At 39.6% G+C, this 15,543-nt stretch carries 14 protein-coding genes and 2 pseudogenes; 5 read left to right on the plus strand and 11 right to left on the minus strand.

The window, feature by feature from the left end; translation table 11 throughout:
• Positions 1–410 precede the first annotated feature (410 nt).
• Entirely contained in the window at positions 411–2,348 is a 1,938-nt protein-coding gene (locus A3G3_RS0106935) for an ATP-binding cassette domain-containing protein (RefSeq protein ID WP_019519816.1), read from the minus strand.
• Between the two features lie 98 nt (positions 2,349–2,446).
• On the opposite strand from A3G3_RS0106935, the gene erpA reads away from it, so the two are divergent.
• Positions 2,447–2,779 (plus strand): iron-sulfur cluster insertion protein ErpA, encoded by a 333-nt coding sequence (gene erpA, locus A3G3_RS0106940; protein WP_019519817.1) that lies wholly within the window; start codon positions 2,447–2,449, stop codon positions 2,777–2,779.
• An 89-nt stretch (positions 2,780–2,868) separates the two neighbouring features.
• Here erpA and lgt read toward each other — a convergent pair whose 3' ends face one another.
• The 4 genes from lgt to A3G3_RS0106960 form a co-directional block, all read right to left on the minus strand.
• Positions 2,869–3,759, minus strand: a complete 891-nt coding sequence (gene lgt, locus A3G3_RS0106945; RefSeq protein ID WP_019519818.1) for a prolipoprotein diacylglyceryl transferase — start codon at positions 3,757–3,759, stop codon at positions 2,869–2,871.
• A gap of 64 nt (positions 3,760–3,823) precedes the next feature.
• Positions 3,824–4,669, minus strand: coding sequence for a 16S rRNA (cytidine(1402)-2'-O)-methyltransferase (gene rsmI, locus A3G3_RS0106950; RefSeq protein ID WP_019519819.1), 846 nt, complete (start codon positions 4,667–4,669; stop codon positions 3,824–3,826).
• An 8-nt stretch (positions 4,670–4,677) separates the two neighbouring features.
• The gene (dcm, locus tag A3G3_RS14270) at positions 4,678–6,477 is read right to left on the minus strand and encodes a DNA (cytosine-5-)-methyltransferase (protein ID WP_019519820.1); all 1,800 of its coding nucleotides are present in this window, start codon (positions 6,475–6,477) and stop codon (positions 4,678–4,680) included.
• A gap of 3 nt (positions 6,478–6,480) precedes the next feature.
• The gene (locus A3G3_RS0106960) at positions 6,481–7,458 is read right to left on the minus strand and encodes a homoserine kinase (protein ID WP_019519821.1); all 978 of its coding nucleotides are present in this window, start codon (positions 7,456–7,458) and stop codon (positions 6,481–6,483) included.
• A gap of 108 nt (positions 7,459–7,566) precedes the next feature.
• Here A3G3_RS0106960 and hisF point away from each other — a divergent pair, with 108 nt between their 5' ends.
• Positions 7,567–8,325 (plus strand): imidazole glycerol phosphate synthase subunit HisF, encoded by a 759-nt coding sequence (gene hisF / locus A3G3_RS0106965; RefSeq protein ID WP_019519822.1) that lies wholly within the window; start codon positions 7,567–7,569, stop codon positions 8,323–8,325.
• A 104-nt stretch (positions 8,326–8,429) separates the two neighbouring features.
• Here hisF and A3G3_RS0106970 read toward each other — a convergent pair whose 3' ends face one another.
• Entirely contained in the window at positions 8,430–9,593 is a 1,164-nt protein-coding gene (locus A3G3_RS0106970; RefSeq protein ID WP_019519823.1) for a CAP domain-containing protein, read from the minus strand.
• A 182-nt stretch (positions 9,594–9,775) separates the two neighbouring features.
• The gene (locus A3G3_RS0106975) at positions 9,776–10,438 is read right to left on the minus strand and encodes a riboflavin synthase (RefSeq protein WP_019519824.1); all 663 of its coding nucleotides are present in this window, start codon (positions 10,436–10,438) and stop codon (positions 9,776–9,778) included.
• 183 nt (positions 10,439–10,621) lie between these two features.
• On the opposite strand from A3G3_RS0106975, the gene A3G3_RS0106980 reads away from it, so the two are divergent.
• The 3 genes from A3G3_RS0106980 (at position 10,622) to folK (ending at position 13,509) form a co-directional block, all read left to right on the plus strand.
• Positions 10,622–11,050, plus strand: coding sequence for a ComEA family DNA-binding protein (locus A3G3_RS0106980; protein ID WP_019519825.1), 429 nt, complete (start codon positions 10,622–10,624; stop codon positions 11,048–11,050).
• A gap of 109 nt (positions 11,051–11,159) precedes the next feature.
• Positions 11,160–12,986, plus strand: coding sequence for a polynucleotide adenylyltransferase PcnB (gene pcnB, locus A3G3_RS13320; protein WP_019519826.1), 1,827 nt, complete (start codon positions 11,160–11,162; stop codon positions 12,984–12,986).
• A 4-nt stretch (positions 12,987–12,990) separates the two neighbouring features.
• Positions 12,991–13,509 carry a 2-amino-4-hydroxy-6-hydroxymethyldihydropteridine diphosphokinase gene (gene folK / locus A3G3_RS0106990; RefSeq protein ID WP_019519827.1) on the plus strand — a complete coding sequence of 173 codons (519 nt, stop codon included), beginning with the start codon at positions 12,991–12,993 and terminating at the stop codon, positions 13,507–13,509.
• Between the two features lie 243 nt (positions 13,510–13,752).
• Here folK and A3G3_RS14500 read toward each other — a convergent pair.
• From A3G3_RS14500 to A3G3_RS0107005, 4 genes and pseudogenes are all read right to left on the minus strand, one after another.
• Positions 13,753–13,888, minus strand: a pseudogene (locus A3G3_RS14500) (IS5/IS1182 family transposase); the annotation flags it as partial.
• 62 nt (positions 13,889–13,950) lie between these two features.
• Entirely contained in the window at positions 13,951–14,751 is an 801-nt protein-coding gene (gene mazG / locus A3G3_RS0106995) for a nucleoside triphosphate pyrophosphohydrolase (protein WP_019519828.1), read from the minus strand.
• 9 nt (positions 14,752–14,760) lie between these two features.
• A pseudogene (locus A3G3_RS13325) lies at positions 14,761–15,273 on the minus strand (16S rRNA pseudouridine(516) synthase); the annotation flags it as partial.
• Positions 15,274–15,286: 13 nt separating this feature from the next.
• On the minus strand, positions 15,287–15,543 hold a 257-nt coding region (locus tag A3G3_RS0107005), incomplete at its 5' end, for an integrase core domain-containing protein (protein ID WP_019518990.1).

Consider the following 15,543-nt stretch of genomic DNA (forward strand, 5'->3'; position numbering starts at 1 on the left):
GTTATATTGGTTAATTACTTTAAACGATAAATTTAAAAAAATTATTTTTCATTATGTACAAACAATTAAAAACTGTTCTGGCTGTCTTTTTCATTCTTTAAAATCACTTTAAACCATTGTAAAAATACTGCGGATTATAAAAATTTTAATAACGAAAAGCAGTTTTTATTGCTTTCATAGTTATCCCCAATTAATCATTGGGTAATTTGGTAAATGCTGTCACTAATTTACTACTTTGAAATTGATATTCTATTGTATTATTAGCATCTGTATGCTATAAAATATTTTTAGCAATCAAATAGTTACAAATCGTAAATTCTCTGTCATGATTAGGCTCAACTCGCCAACGACACAGTTTAATTACTTCATAGAGATAGCAATATTGTTCACCAGTAATTAAGCCGTTTTGTTCAAAAATCACTTTCCAACGCTTCCAACGCCATCATTGACGCCATCAAATGCTCTTCAATTACTTCAATTTCGCTTTTTAATTTGGTTTGTTCATCAAGTAATTTTAACAAATCCGCCTTACGGCTTGCATCATACAGACCTGTATCAGCCAGATTTTTTTCAATATTTGCCAATTTTTCAGTGAGTTTTTCCAATGACTTTTCCTCCGTTTCAATCTTTTTACGGATTGGAGCGGTGATTTTGCGTTGTTCGGCAGATTTTTTGCGTTGTTCTTCTTTTGATAGAGTTGAATTGGATTTTTCGGTTTGCGTAGATGTTCCACGTGGAACATTTTGTTCGGCTTTGTCATTCGCCATTTTCGCTTGTTCTTTTTTAACTTGCGACAGCCACGCACTGTAGGCATTGATATCATCGGTAAATTCTTCGCATTTGCCATCATGGACAAGGTACAATTCGTCGCAGACATTGGCAATCATCTCACGGTCGTGCGATACCAAAATCACCGCACCGCTAAAATTTTGTAAAGCTAAACTTAACGCCTGACGCATTTCTAAATCCAAATGGTTGGTCGGCTCATCAAGTACCAGTACGTTTGGGCGTTGCCATACGATTAACGCTAACGTCAATCTTGCGCGCTCGCCCCCTGAAAACAGTCGGCTCGGTGTGTCAATCCGCTCACCCCGAAAATCAAAACTGCCCAAAAATGCCCTTAAATCAACACCCGATGTTTTGCCTGCCAAGCGTTGTAACATCAGCATGGGCGTGGCATCGCCGTCCAGTGCGTCCATTTGGTGCTGATTAAAATAACCCAAAACCAAGCTATCTGCTACTTTACGCACACCTGACAAAATCGGCAGTTCACCAACCAACGCCTTAATGACAGTGGATTTGCCCGCCCCATTCATACCAAGTAGCCCAATTCGGCTATCGGGCGTAATTTGTAGGCGGATTTTATCAATGAGAATTTCACCGTTATAGCCTGTGCTTGCGTTGTCCATAACAATTAAAGGGCTGGTTAGCTGTTTTGGTTCATAAAATTTAAAAGAAAACGGATTATCCGCCATTACAGGGGCAAGCTCGGTCATGCGTTCTAGTTGCTTAATGCGTGCTTGGGCTTGTTTGGCTTTGGTCGCTTTGGCACGAAATCGGCGGATAAAATCTTCTAAATGGGCTTTTGTTGCTTGCTGTTTTTCAAAGGCTTGTTCCTGCTGGGCAAGCCGTTCACTGCGAGTTCGCACAAAGGTGGAATAATTACCCGTGTATAGGGTCATACGCTTATTTTCAATATGCAAAATCCGCCCCACGACATTGTCCAAAAACACTTGGTCATGGCTAATCATAATCAGCGTGCCGTTATAGTTTTTTAGCCAGTCTTCTAGCCACAAAATGGCATCTAAATCCAAGTGGTTGGTCGGCTCATCAAGTAACAGTAAATCCGCTCGGCTCATCAAGGTTTTGGCAAGGTTTAGACGCATTCGCCAGCCCCCTGAAAAATCCCTAACCGATTGATTTTCTTGCGATTTATTAAAGCCCAAACCTGCCATAATAATAGACGCTTTGGACGGAATGCTATAGCCATGAATATCATCAAATTTGGCATGAATTTGGGCAAGTTCGCTCTCAGATAAATCATCGTGATTATTAATTTTATCAACCAAATAAAAATATTCTTTATCACCACTTAATACAAAATCAATCGCTGACTGGTGAGAGCTTTCGATTTCCTGTGCCATATGTCCAATTGTCCAGTTGCTCGGAATTGTAAATTGTCCCGTGTCCAAGCCCAATTGCCCTAAAAGAACAGCAAAAAAAGACGATTTGCCTGTGCCGTTTTTGCCCGTTAAGCCGACTTTCCAGTTGGGGTGGATTTGCAAATTCACATCGCTAAATAAAATGCGACCGTCTCGGCGGATACTGGCGTTTTTGAGTTCTATCATGTTTTTTCCCATCACAAATTTTTATAAAAACCTTGATAGTATAAAACATTTACCCCATAATATAAACGTTTTAATGTTGATAAAAAATGAGAAAAAAGATGAATAACGCCATGATTTTGACCGATAAAGCGTCTAACAAAGTCCGAAAACTGCGGGAACAAGAAGGCAATCCTAACCTAATGCTCCGTGTCTATGTCACAGGGGGTGGTTGTTCAGGCTTTTCGTATGGTTTTAATTTTGAAGAAGAGTTGGGCGATGATGATGCCACCTTTAACAACGGCGATGTGGCATTGGTGGTGGACAGTCTAAGTTATCAGTATTTGAACGGCTCAACGATTGACTATACCGAAGGGCTAGAAGGCTCACGTTTTGTTGTCAATAATCCCAACGCCACGACAACGTGTGGTTGTGGGTCGTCTTTTTCTATTTAATTTGAATGAATTTTTAACAAAAAATAAGCAACAAAAAGGGGCTTTATCGCCCCTGTTTTTATTATTCTTTTATCGTTAATTTTAATCATTTAATCCACGTTTTTTAATATTCCCCAATCATAAATTTGTTGTTTATATGCCCAAATTAACAAAAACAAACCAAGCACAATCATTGGCAGGCTTAACATTTGCCCTTTCGTTACCCAACCTAACAAAATAAAACCTTGGTCGGCATCAGGCTGACGGAAAAATTCGGTGATAAAGCGTGCTATGCCATATCCGAGTACAAACACTCCAGTTACCGCCATGCGTGGGCGTGGGCGACTGGCAAACCACCAACACAAAATAAACAACACAACGCCTTCGCTAAAGGCTTGATACAACTGCGATGGGTGACGTGGTAGCAGGGCATAATTGCCCATATTAACCGCTAAACTTTGCAAGTTAGGATTCTGTGATATTAGCTCTGCATCGGCTTGCCACGCCTGCGGAAACAGCATTAGCCAACTGTAATCACCATTTGACACACGTCCCCACAGCTCACCGTTAATAAAATTGCCAATCCGTCCAAATAACAAGCCTGTTGGCACGCAAGGAATGATAAAATCTAACACATTAAACGCAGGTTTTTTGTATTTTTTGGCAAATAAAAACATGGCTATCGCTACGCCCAAAAATCCGCCATGAAACGACATACCGCCTTCGTTGATTTTGAACAAATACACAGGATTTGCCAAAAATTCACTAAATTGATAAAACAATACATAGCCAATCCGTCCACCTAAAATCACCCCCATTGCTCCATAAAACAGTAAATCGGAAATCATCTCTGCATGCCAATCTGGGCGTTTTTTACTGCGAAAAATCGCCAAGCCATAAGCGGTTGCAAATGCCAACAAATACATCAGCCCATACCAATGGGCTTGTACAATGCCTAAATCAATGGCAACAGGGTTAAATTGTGGGTGAATAATACTCATAAAGTTACTTCTTTTTCATCAAAAAACAGCGTCATTTTAGCACAAAATCCGCCCAAAATGGCAGTTATTCATCACTGGCACTTAATGCTAAGGCTCGTTGATACAAGGCATTTTTTTTTGCCCCTGTGATATCCGCCACCAGTTGCGATGCTTTTTTTACCGACAAATCTTGCAAAACCCGTTTTAACAGCTCATCATGAGCGGTTTCATCATCATTTTTTTTGCTTATTCCTGCGACAACCAACACCATTTCGCCTTTTTGTTGGTTATTGTCATTGTTTACAAAATCTTTTAACGCATTTAACGTGGTTGGATAAATGGTTTCAAAGGTTTTGCTAATTTCTCGGCAAAAGGTTACTTTTCGCTCACCGCCAAGCGTTGTTATCATGTCTTCAATACAGTCTAAAATGCGGTGTGGTGCTTCATAAAATATCAAGGTCGCCTGAATGCCAGCAAGATTTGTCAGCGTTTCTTTGCGAGCGTGGCTTTTGGCGGGTAAAAACCCGACAAAATAAAACTGGTCGGACGGTAAGCCCGCCACCGACAACGCCCCAATTACCGCACTTGCTCCCACCACAGGCGACACGCTGATATTGGCATCATGACAGGCTTTAACAAGGCGAAAACCAGGATCGCTTACCAATGGCGTGCCTGCATCGCTGATAAGGGCGATATTTTTGCCTGTTTGGAGAATTTCTATGAGTTTGGCAGTTTGGCTATCGGCGTTATGGTCGTGGTAGGCAATGGTTTTGGTAGGAATGCTAAAGTGATTAAGTAATTTGGCTGATGTGCGTGTGTCTTCGCAAGCGATGATATCCACCGTTTTTAGGCAGTCTATGGCGTGCGGTGTCATGTCGGATAGGTTGCCAATCGGTGTGGCTACGACAAAAAGTTTTCCAGTGGTTTGCATGGTTTTCCTTATGATAAATCAAAAATATCAAGGGGCTTAATTTTAAATTGTAAGGAAGTTGGGTCTGGTGTACCGCCTTTGCGTTGGGCGGTAAGCCTGCCAATGATTAAACCACCCTTTGAGCTTACCTTAACATTACCTTGTGCATAAAAATTGATGACTTCATTGATATTTTTTAGGCAATAATCAATCGTACCATCATTGTTAAATCTACTGACCAAAAACCATTCCGCACAGAGCATACCACGCCCTTTAATAACATCGCTAATAATAAGGTATTTATTGGTTGTTAAAAAATCTAATAAGGCTTGAACATCACGATTGGGTAATTCAGTTAGATACCAGCGTCTTTTATCTTTAAGGGCAGTTTTTTCTTGCTCGGTAGGAACAATCTCGCCTGTGAACTTTTTTAAAGTAGTGGCAATATTGTCATCAAAACCCCACATTTCTTGATAAGTGTTCACTGCTCGTTTGTCAATTTGGTTAAAATTGGCGGATAAATCTGCTTTTTTTAGAGAAATATTTTCACGATAAACAACATCATCAACCATAATGGTTAATTGAATTTGAATGTCGGCTTTCTTGTATTTTTGGGTAAACTCAAATTGCTCTTGGCTGATACCAAAATTTGCCATATTCTTTTTATTTAGGCGAGTTGGAATTTGAATTGCTTGTAATGTTTGTATTGTTTGATGAGAATAGCCCATCAGTGATAACCAATATTGTACATCTTGGTCAGTTTGATAATTGTTGAACTTATCAACAACCGATGTTTCATTCTCAAAGCCACCTTTGGCAGTGATTGAACCTAATTGTTGTTTTTCGTTAAAATTATTTGTCATTAAATAGCCTTGAATTTGTTGTAAAATTTCTTTTAAAACAGGAATGGCAACGCTATTGCCAAATTGTTTATAGGCTTGGGAATTGCTTGGATTAATTTTAAAACTTTCAGGGAAACCTTGCAACCTAGCACATTCTCTTGGGGTGAGTTTGCGGATTTGTTCATTGACTTGGTACAGTCCTGTTTTTGAGCCAATACCACCGCCATGAGCCGATAGCGTAATAGCGTGTCCGTCCGTATGATAAATGCGTTCGCCTTGTCCACCTTTGCCAACAATGCCAATTTGAATAGGCGTATTTGGTAAGATTTTGTTGCCTTGATGGTCAAAATTGGTTTGGTAAAGATTTTTAAAAACCACATCATCTCTTTGAATTGGCTCTATATTAGGATTATCTTCTAAAATATCTGCCACACAAACTGGAATGTTATTGCCTTTAGGAAATAAAAAAGTTTGGTGATTAACAGAATGATGGAATGCAACAATATAAATCCTTTCTCTATTTTGTGGTATGCCAAAATGCGAAGCATTGAGTACTTGATAATAAGCTTTATAGTCTAATTCATTTAAATGTGATAATATAATTGTTAAAGTATTGCCATTATCGTGTTTGGCAAGATTTTTAACATTTTCTAATAAGATAATTTTTGGGGTGTGGTATTTTACAATACGCACAATATCAAAAAAGAGTGTTCCACGTACATCATCAAAGCCTTTTTGTTTGCCAGAGATAGAAAATGCCTGACAAGGAAAACCTGCACATAAAATGTCATGAACAGGGATATCTTCTGCATTGATTTGTGTGATGTCGCCAAACGGTGTTAAGCCATAATTATCAAAATAGGTCTGACGGGCGTATTTGTCAATTTCGCTAGCAAAAACGCATTTTGCCCCAAAATGACTTAAGGCTTGATGAAAGCCACCAATACCTGCAAATAAATCAATAAAGGTGCTGTTTTTTAAATTCATGAATTACACATTTCCCCAATGCAAACTCGCCAAGCGTTTCATCAAATCAGGGTTTTTAACCATAATATTTTCGCCTGTGCGTCCTTGTTCTCGGTTATAATAAATCACATTTAATCTTAATAACCAAAAAATGGTGGCACTATAAGCAAGCATAATCGGCAGGGCGTTCTTTTCGTCATCTGTTAATGGGCGTATTTGGGTATAACCGTTAATTAACGCCGTCATTTTTTGATTATCAAATTCTACCGCTTCGCCATTTTCGGCATTACCCCAGCTTGTACAAAAATCATTAATGGTAATTGCCAAATCCATGACATAATATTCAAGCGATACTTCGGTAAAATCCAATAAACCTGTTAATGTCGGTTTTTCACCTGAAAAATCCCACAACGTATTATCGGCAAACATATCCAAATGACACAAGCCTTTTGTCAAATCTTTGGGTAGATTTTCATAAGCTGTCCAAATATCATTCATTAGCTTGGCTTCATCGCTTGGCATAAATTTTGTTTCACGCTCTTTGACCAAATGCCAAGGATAAAGTTCCACACCATAATGCTCTGCTGGCGTTAAAGTCTGCAACTGCAAATGCAATTTTGCCAAAGCTTGCCCCATTTGACGGCACATATCGGTTGTGATATCGCTTGGGTGCTTGCCTGTTAATTTTGGTAGCATTAAAATCGCTTTATTTTCAAAATACAACAAAAATTCGCCATTATTCGCCTTTAAGGGGTAAGCCACAGGCAAATTATCTTTTAACGCATTTAAAATTAATGCCATTTTTTGGATTTCGTGAGGTTTTCGTTCTTCAAATAAGGTAAACACAAATGACGGATTGCCGTCCGTGTCGTCTGCTGTTTCAATAAACCAGTTAGAATTTTTGACACCTTGGGTGATGGGGGTGGCTTTTTTAAAGCTCACGCCAAATTTGTTACAAAACTCGCTAAATTGTTCGTTGGTTAATTGGGTATAAACAGACATGGGCTATCCTTTTTACAGAAATGGTTAAAAAATTGCTAAATTAATGCTATTATAAAGTGAAATTTGAAATAAACAAAATTTATTCAGCAAATCGTTAAAAGGAAAACCATGTTAGCAAAACGCATTATCCCCTGCCTAGACGTTGATAACGGCCGTGTGGTCAAGGGGGTCAAATTTTTGGATATCAAAGATGCTGGCGACCCTGTAGAAGTCGCCAAACGCTACAATGAACAAGGGGCAGACGAAATCACCTTTTTGGACATCACCGCAACTCATCACGGAAGAGATACCACTTATCATACGGTGGAGCGTATGGCAGAAACGGTGTTCGTGCCTTTGACAGTGGGTGGTGGCGTTCGCAAGATTGATGACATTCGCAATCTGTTAAACGCAGGTGCGGACAAAGTTTCTATCAACTCAGCAGCGATTTATAACCCTGAATTTGTACAAGAAGCGTCCGCACGCTTTGGCAATCAATGTATCGTGGTTGCCATTGATGCCAAAAAAGTGGCTGACAATCAATGGGAAATTTTTACCCATGGCGGTCGCAACGCTACAGGCATTAATGCGATTGACTGGGCTGTCAAAATGGCAAATTTTGGAGCAGGCGAGTTACTGATTACCAGTATGGACTCAGACGGTACAAAAAACGGCTATGATTTGGCGTTAATGCGTGCGATTAACGATAAAATCAATATTCCAACCATTGCATCTGGTGGCGTGGGCAATTTGCAACATTTGGCAGACGGCGTTTTAAAAGGCGGAGCAGATGCGGTGTTGGCGGCGAGTATTTTTCATTTTGGCGAATACAACATTCAAGAAGCCAAGCAATTTATGGCAAATCAAGGCATTACCATGCGGTTATAATCGCTGGTAAATATTTTGGTGAAAACCTATCAAAATATTCTGTTAAATAAAAAAGCAACCCAAATTTGAGTTGCTTTTTTACATTTTGCAAAAGTTTTTAGCGATTAGCTGGCTTTAGTGGTAAAGCTAAATGTTTTGCTTGCGGTTGTGTTATCGCTATAAGTTAATTGATAATTTACCGTGTAAGTGCGATTTGGCGTTAACGGTGCATCTGGCATAAAGATGACTTCGTTTTCGCTCAAAGTTGCATTTGGGTCATTTGATTTTAACAATGTATGAATAGTACCAACACTTAGCGTACCTAGTGCCACAGTTGCTGTCGCAGATTTAATGGTTTTACCTGTTGGAGCAAGGACATAAATCGGCTGACCAATCGGTGCAGTTTCCAAATCACGGGTTGTACCAAATGGATTTGGCGACTCATTATTAAGTTGATACTCTGTCCCAGTGACGCCATTACAAGGGTAATTTAATAGATTTTTGTTATCCGTCATTGCCAAATTAAGCGGTCTTGCTGATACCAACTCTAAGACAGATACCACGTTGTACATTGAGTTTGATTGCCACGTATAATCTTTATAGCTCACGCCAATTTGGGTATAATTTGGCGATAACAGACCACGCATGTGATAAGGTGCTGCCAACAAACCATTTAACATATTTTCAGCAGATTTTTGAGCATTATACGTCGCCGATAAATTATTGGTTTGTAACTGTGTCACTGCCAAGTTTTCTGCAAAACCAGAGGCACTATAGCTTGTTTTAATCGCTTGAGCACCCAGCGTTGTTGGTGCTAAACGCTCTTTTAAATCATTACCTGAATAATAAGGATTGGATGAACCTGAGCCGACCCATGCACTTCTTAGGGCTTCATCATGGGTTGCATATGCTTGTTTGTTGCGTTCGCTTACATTAATCAAATAATTAGCATGATTGGTTGCGGTTGCCTTTAGGCTCGTATCGGTAGTTAGACTAGCAAAACCACATTGCGTACGCTGTGCATTTAAACGATTTAACGCACTCATTTCTGCCGAGGTGTTGCTAACTTGCGTCGTTGGCTGTGTTGGGTTAGCTACGGTCGTCGTTGTCGTTGGGTTATCTTGTGATGCGGTTGGTGTTGTCGTTGTAGTCGCCGTTGATGTATTTGTCGCAGGATTAATCGTTGTTGTCGAACTCGATCCGCCACCACCACCGCCACAAGCGGTAAGAGCGGTCATGGTCGCCACGGCTAATAATGAATAAGAAAATTTTGCGGTGATGTTTTGCATTGTTTACCCCTTCTATCCTAATTGTTAAAAAAGTTATTAATTCATTAATCTTACAACAGTTTTTTGTAAAAAAAAGCAAAATTGCGATAATTGGTGGGTTTTTAGCAATTCTTGGTAATTAGTTAGCAATAATAATCATTTCGCCAATAGTTTGATAAAATTTTAACAAAGATAACCAGTTATCATCTTAAAAAGCCGTTTTCTGCCAACATTTCAAGGGTAACCCCGCCTTGTTTTTCATGCAGGGCATTTTCCCCCATAAGCAAGCGTTCCAAATAACGTGCCAACACGTCTACTTCAATATTTACCGTACTACCGACATGCCAATGTTTGGCGATATTGGTAACTTGGGCGGTATGTGGAATGATATTCAAACTTATCACATTGCCTGTCACCAAATTGGTGGTCAAGCTAATACCATCCACGGTAACAGAGCCTTTGGTGGCGACATATTTAGCAAATTCAGCAGGAATGCTAATTTCAATGTACATGGAGCGAGAGTCTTGTTTTATCAGCGAAATCTGCCCTGTGGTGTCCACATGACCTGATACAATATGCCCCCCAAAACGGGTGGTTGGCAACATCGCTTTTTCAAGGTTCACAGTATCACCGATTTTCCAATGGTGCATGGCGGTTTTGGAAAGTGTTTCACGTGAAACATCAACCGCATACCAATCTTTACCAAAATCCACCACCGTCAGACAAATCCCATTACACGCAATAGAGTCGCCCAGCTTCACATCACCAAAATCCAGCTGTGATGACTGAATGGTTAAACGAATATCGCCTTGGGTTTGTTCAATTTTGTTGATAAATCCTGTGGCTTCAATGATACCTGTAAACATAATAGACCTGTAAAATATTTTTTAGCAATTGTAATCAATTAAAATTATACGCCTTTTTGCCAAAAAAGTCATGTAAAAGTGATTTTATCATTTGTCAAATCACTGGATTTGCTTTATGATAAATCTGCTTAATGGTTTAGGCAAGTTTTTTGAATAAAATGTTAAACAAAATGGAAAATCAGCGTGTCTTTTATCAAAAAAATATGTCAACTTTTCACCTTTCTACTGTTAACAACCTACAGTTTCGCCCACATCTGCACGCCAACTATCAGCCCTGAACAAGCATTTTTGGCAATCAAGCATAATAACATAACCAATCGCACCACGAATGATACACCAAATCTTGATATTAAGACCAACCCCACAACCACCCAAAATATTGTGACTTATCCACAATCTCTCCCCAATTTCCCCAACCGTATTAACCTCAACACCGCCAGCGAAGCCGAACTGACCCAACTAAACGGCATCGGTGCAAGCAAAGCCCAAAATATCATTTTATACCGTGAAAATTTTGGCAAATTTGACAGCGTGGATGATTTGGCAAAAGTTAAAGGCATCGGCAAAGCCACCGTGGAGAAAAACCGCCATCTAATCAGTGTATCCCCTTAAACGGATTTTTGGGCTTTTTGTCAATTTACACATAACTTTTAACAATGATTGGCAAAAATTTGTTAAAATAGCATAACCTCTTTATTTTTTAGCTTGAGAAATTGTATCAATGAGTAAAAAAACAACGGCAAAAAAAGCAAAAACCAATGCCAACTTAGCACCAACCGTGGCGAACACCGATAAAAAACAAGCTCGCCGTGATGCCAAACATTTGGGCTTACATAAGGGCTATTTGCCAAGTTCTATCAAGGAAGTAATTTTGACGCTGACGCAAGCAGGATTTGAGGCCTATATCGTGGGTGGTGGTGTGCGTGATGCGTTGCTTGGGCTTGAGCCAAAAGATTTTGATGCGGTAACCAATGCCACACCGACCCAAATTAAAGAAGTATTTGGCAAACGCTGTCGCATTATTGGCAAACGTTTTCAGTTATGCCATGTGTATTCTGGGCGAGATTTGATTGAAGTGGCGACCTTTCGGGGTCAGCCAACAGGAAATCATCATACCAATACGGACGGCATGATTGTGCGGGATAATGTGTGGGGTGATATTCAAAGCGATGTGGTTCGCCGTGATTTTAGTATCAACGCCTTATATTATCAGCCTTTTGATGGGGTGGTGTATGATTTTTGTGGTGGGCTTGCCGATTTGCACAGTCGCACCTTACGGTTGCTTGGCGATACCCAAACTCGGATTGAAGAAGACCCCGTCCGCTTACTACGTGCATTACGTTTTAAAGCAAAATTAAATTTTAAATTTGATAAAACTTTAGAAAAAAAATTCTACTCCGAAAATTGGGCATTGCTTAGCCAAGTGTCGCCCCACCGTTTGTATGACGAAACGATTAAGCTATTTTCCGGCGGTTATTTGATGAATTTATTGCCGTTACTGTACGATTACAAAGCCTTTGAGGCCTTGTTATTTTATCCGCCAAGCATGATGACGCCCTTGGTGGAGCAGGTCGCTTTAAACACCGACAAACGTATTCAAAGTGGTAAAACGACCAATCCTGCGTTTTTTTATGCCACATTATTGTGGGAAAATTATTTGTTTTTGGAAAACAAACATCGCAAAAAAATGGGATTTAACGAAGCCCAAATTTTTGCCAGTAACTTGGTGCTTGACCGCCAACGCCAACGTACGGCAATGCCAAAATTTGCCGAAAATTTTATCAAAGATATTTGGCTAATGCAAAGCAGACTCGTCGAGCCACGCAAAAAAAACCTGCTAAAAATCTTGGAAAATCAAAACTTTAGAGCCAGTTTTGACTTTTTATTATTACGGGAACAAGTCTTTGCCAAAAACCAAACACTATCGCATCTTATGGGGCAAGCCGTTACCCTTGACAATGAAAGCACGCACGGCATGGGACATTGGTGGGCATGGTTTCAGACCTTAAATCCAAAACAACGCCAACAAGCCATTGACGAATTTGATAGTCAAGCGGTGAAACAACGTTTTGCCAATCTGTTAACCACCGATGATTTGCCAAATGTCACCAATGAACCACCCCAAAAAGCTAAAAATGGCAACTTAAGCGAGCAACGACAACGAGAACGTGAGCAATTACAACAATTATCCTTGGTTAATCAAGCAACCCATCAACCGACCAATCAATCGGCAAAAGCTAAAAATAAAAGCGATGATTATTTTACCAATATTGAAAAAATGTTGGAAAATAGCGACTCACAACGCCAAGAAAAACACCGTGAAAATCGCCCAAAGATGGACAAAGAGCAAGTTGCCAAATTCGTGCAAGGCGTACCCGCCGAACGCAAACGCCGTCAGCCAAGCTCTATGTTGTCAATTTTGGACAAAAAACGTGGCTTAACAACAGAAAGTTTAATCAAAGAAAATATAACTGTTGAAAATTTGCCAACAATGAACGCAAAACCACCTGCCAAACGCAAACGCTCACCCAAAGTAACAACGGATTAATGCCATGCCAATCAAATCCACGCTGTCAAAAAAACTGTGCCATATCGGTATCGGAAGTAATCTTGCCAACGAGCTAGGCGAGCCGACCGACCACGTCAAACAAGCGATTGATTGGTTAACAAACCACCCTGATTTTGATGATTTTTGCGTGTCAAGTTTGTACACGTCTAAAGCGTTTGGCGTTACCGACCAGCCCGATTTTATCAATGCGGTGGCAAAATTTTGTACCGATTTATCCGCCTTAACGGTGTTAGATATTTTGCAAGATTTTGAGCAACAGGCGAAACGAGTTCGGCTACGGCGTTGGGGTGAGCGGAGTTTGGATTTGGATTTGTTAACCTACGGTGATGAAAAGATTGACAATGAACGATTGACCGTGCCACATATTGGTATTTTTGAGCGAAACTTTGTGGTTATTCCGATGCTTGAAATCAGCCCTGAGATCGTCATTCACGGACAGGCAGTAAAAAACCTTGAGATTGCGAACAATCATCAAGGGTTAACTAAAATCAGCAACGTTTAATCTTCAAAAACCCTTAAATTAAATTACCATTAAAAAAAATAGTTATTGTTAAATAAAACAGATGAGGCTGTACTAGATAAGCCCTAATAAAGGTTTTTTTGAAAATTTGATTTTTTAATTGTATTTTTTTGAAAAGTCAAAAGGATTTAAAAAGAAAAATAAAAAATTTCTGTTTTTATAGGGCATGTTGAATATTCAAAATAATTTTAAACATTAACAAACAAAAGCGAATGCTAACGAGCCTTAATAGCATACAAATAACTTGTCATATCTGGTAGCAACCACTCTAAAATGCTTACAATTAGCAAAAGCATTTTCTACTAACTGTCTAATTTTTATACAGATACCAACCCAACGGATAGTCTTTGCTATTTGATTTTTTGAGTGAGGTTCATCGTGGGCGGTTTTTACTTTAATGAATCGGATTTAGCCGATTGTTTTTTAACAAATTTTTTCGTATAATTTCGCTTTTTCCCAAAGACTATCCATTTCCGCTAAACTGGCTGTTTCAGGCTTTTTACCAACCTTTGCAAGCTCATCTTCAATAAAAGCAAAACGAGATTTAAACTTATGCACCGTGGTCAAAGTTGCCTTTTCGCTGTCAATACCCAATTTGCGGGCCACATTCACCAATGCAAAAAAACAATCGCCCATTTCTTTTTCTAACTCTGCCTTTTGCTGTGGACTAAGATTTTCACCGTCTTTGGGTAAAATTTGTTTTAATTCGGCAATTTCTTCGTCCAACTTATCCACCGCACCGCTCACCACATCCCAATCAAAACCAATTTTATTGGCAGTTTTTTGCAAATCTTGGGCTTGCATGAGTGCCGAACCTGCTTTGACGCTGTCAAGTCTGCGTTTGGGCTTGCCTGCATTTTCTAAAGCTTTAATCTCGTCCCAACGCTGTTTGACATCGTCATCGGTTTTAAGATTTTCTTTATCAAAAACATGTGGGTGTCTGCGGATTAATTTTTCTTGCAAAGTTAAAATCACATCATCAATATTAAATTTGCCTTGCTCATCGTATAAATGGGCTTGAAAAACCACTTGCAACAACACATCGCCCAGTTCGCTTTTAATCTCGTCACAATCGCCTTGATTTATCGCATCAACCAATTCATAGCTTTCTTCCAAAATATAAGAAATTAGGCTTTGATTGGTCTGTTTTTTGTCCCAAGGGCAATCGGTGCGAAGTCTTGCCATAAGTGCGACAAGGTCAGAAAATTGCTTGCTCGCTTGCATATTTTTTCCTTAAAATTGGTTAATTTCGGTTTGGGTTAAAAAACGACATTCGCCTTTTTCCAGTCCGTCTAATGTGATTGAGCCAATACTGGCACGGTGCAGGGCGATGACTTTGTTGCCAAAATATGCCATCATACGTTTGACTTGATGATATTTGCCTTCAGTCAAAATTAGCGTGGCATGGGTTTCATCATGAAAGCTAAGTTTAGCAGGTTTGGTTTTTTCATATTCAGCGTCTAACAAAATGCCTTTGAATATTTCTTGAATGGCTTTTTGCTGTTGTTGTTCATCCATTGGGTCGGCAAGGGTGATTTCGTAGGTTTTGGCAATATGGTGTTTTGGGCTTGTAACACGATGCAAGAATTGTCCGTCATCAGACAAAATCAACGCCCCTGTGGTGTCCACGTCCAACCGTCCTGCAATGCGAAGGCTAGACAACTCTGGCACAGCGATCAAGTCAGTAACCAGTGGATACTCTTTGGCTTTTAAACTGGATTCAAAACCTTCTGGTTTGTACTGTAGTGGTCAAGTTTAATTAGACAGCTTTTAAGAGATTTTGGTTAAAAAACTGATTTTCTTTCTCAACAGGTGTTAAATAATCATTAAAGCTATGTGGTCTAACTTGACAGTAATAACCTAAAATATAACTCGCTACATCGACTCTTGCTTGAGATAAATCGTCATAGCCTTTCTTGGGCATCCATTCTGTTTTAAAGCTCCTAAAGAACCGCTCGGTTGGAGCATTATCCCAACAATTACCACGTCTGCTCATACTATGCTTCATGCCTTTAC

It is taken from the genome of Moraxella boevrei DSM 14165, from assembly GCF_000379845.1.
Classification (GTDB): Bacteria; Pseudomonadota; Gammaproteobacteria; order Pseudomonadales; family Moraxellaceae; genus Faucicola; species Faucicola boevrei.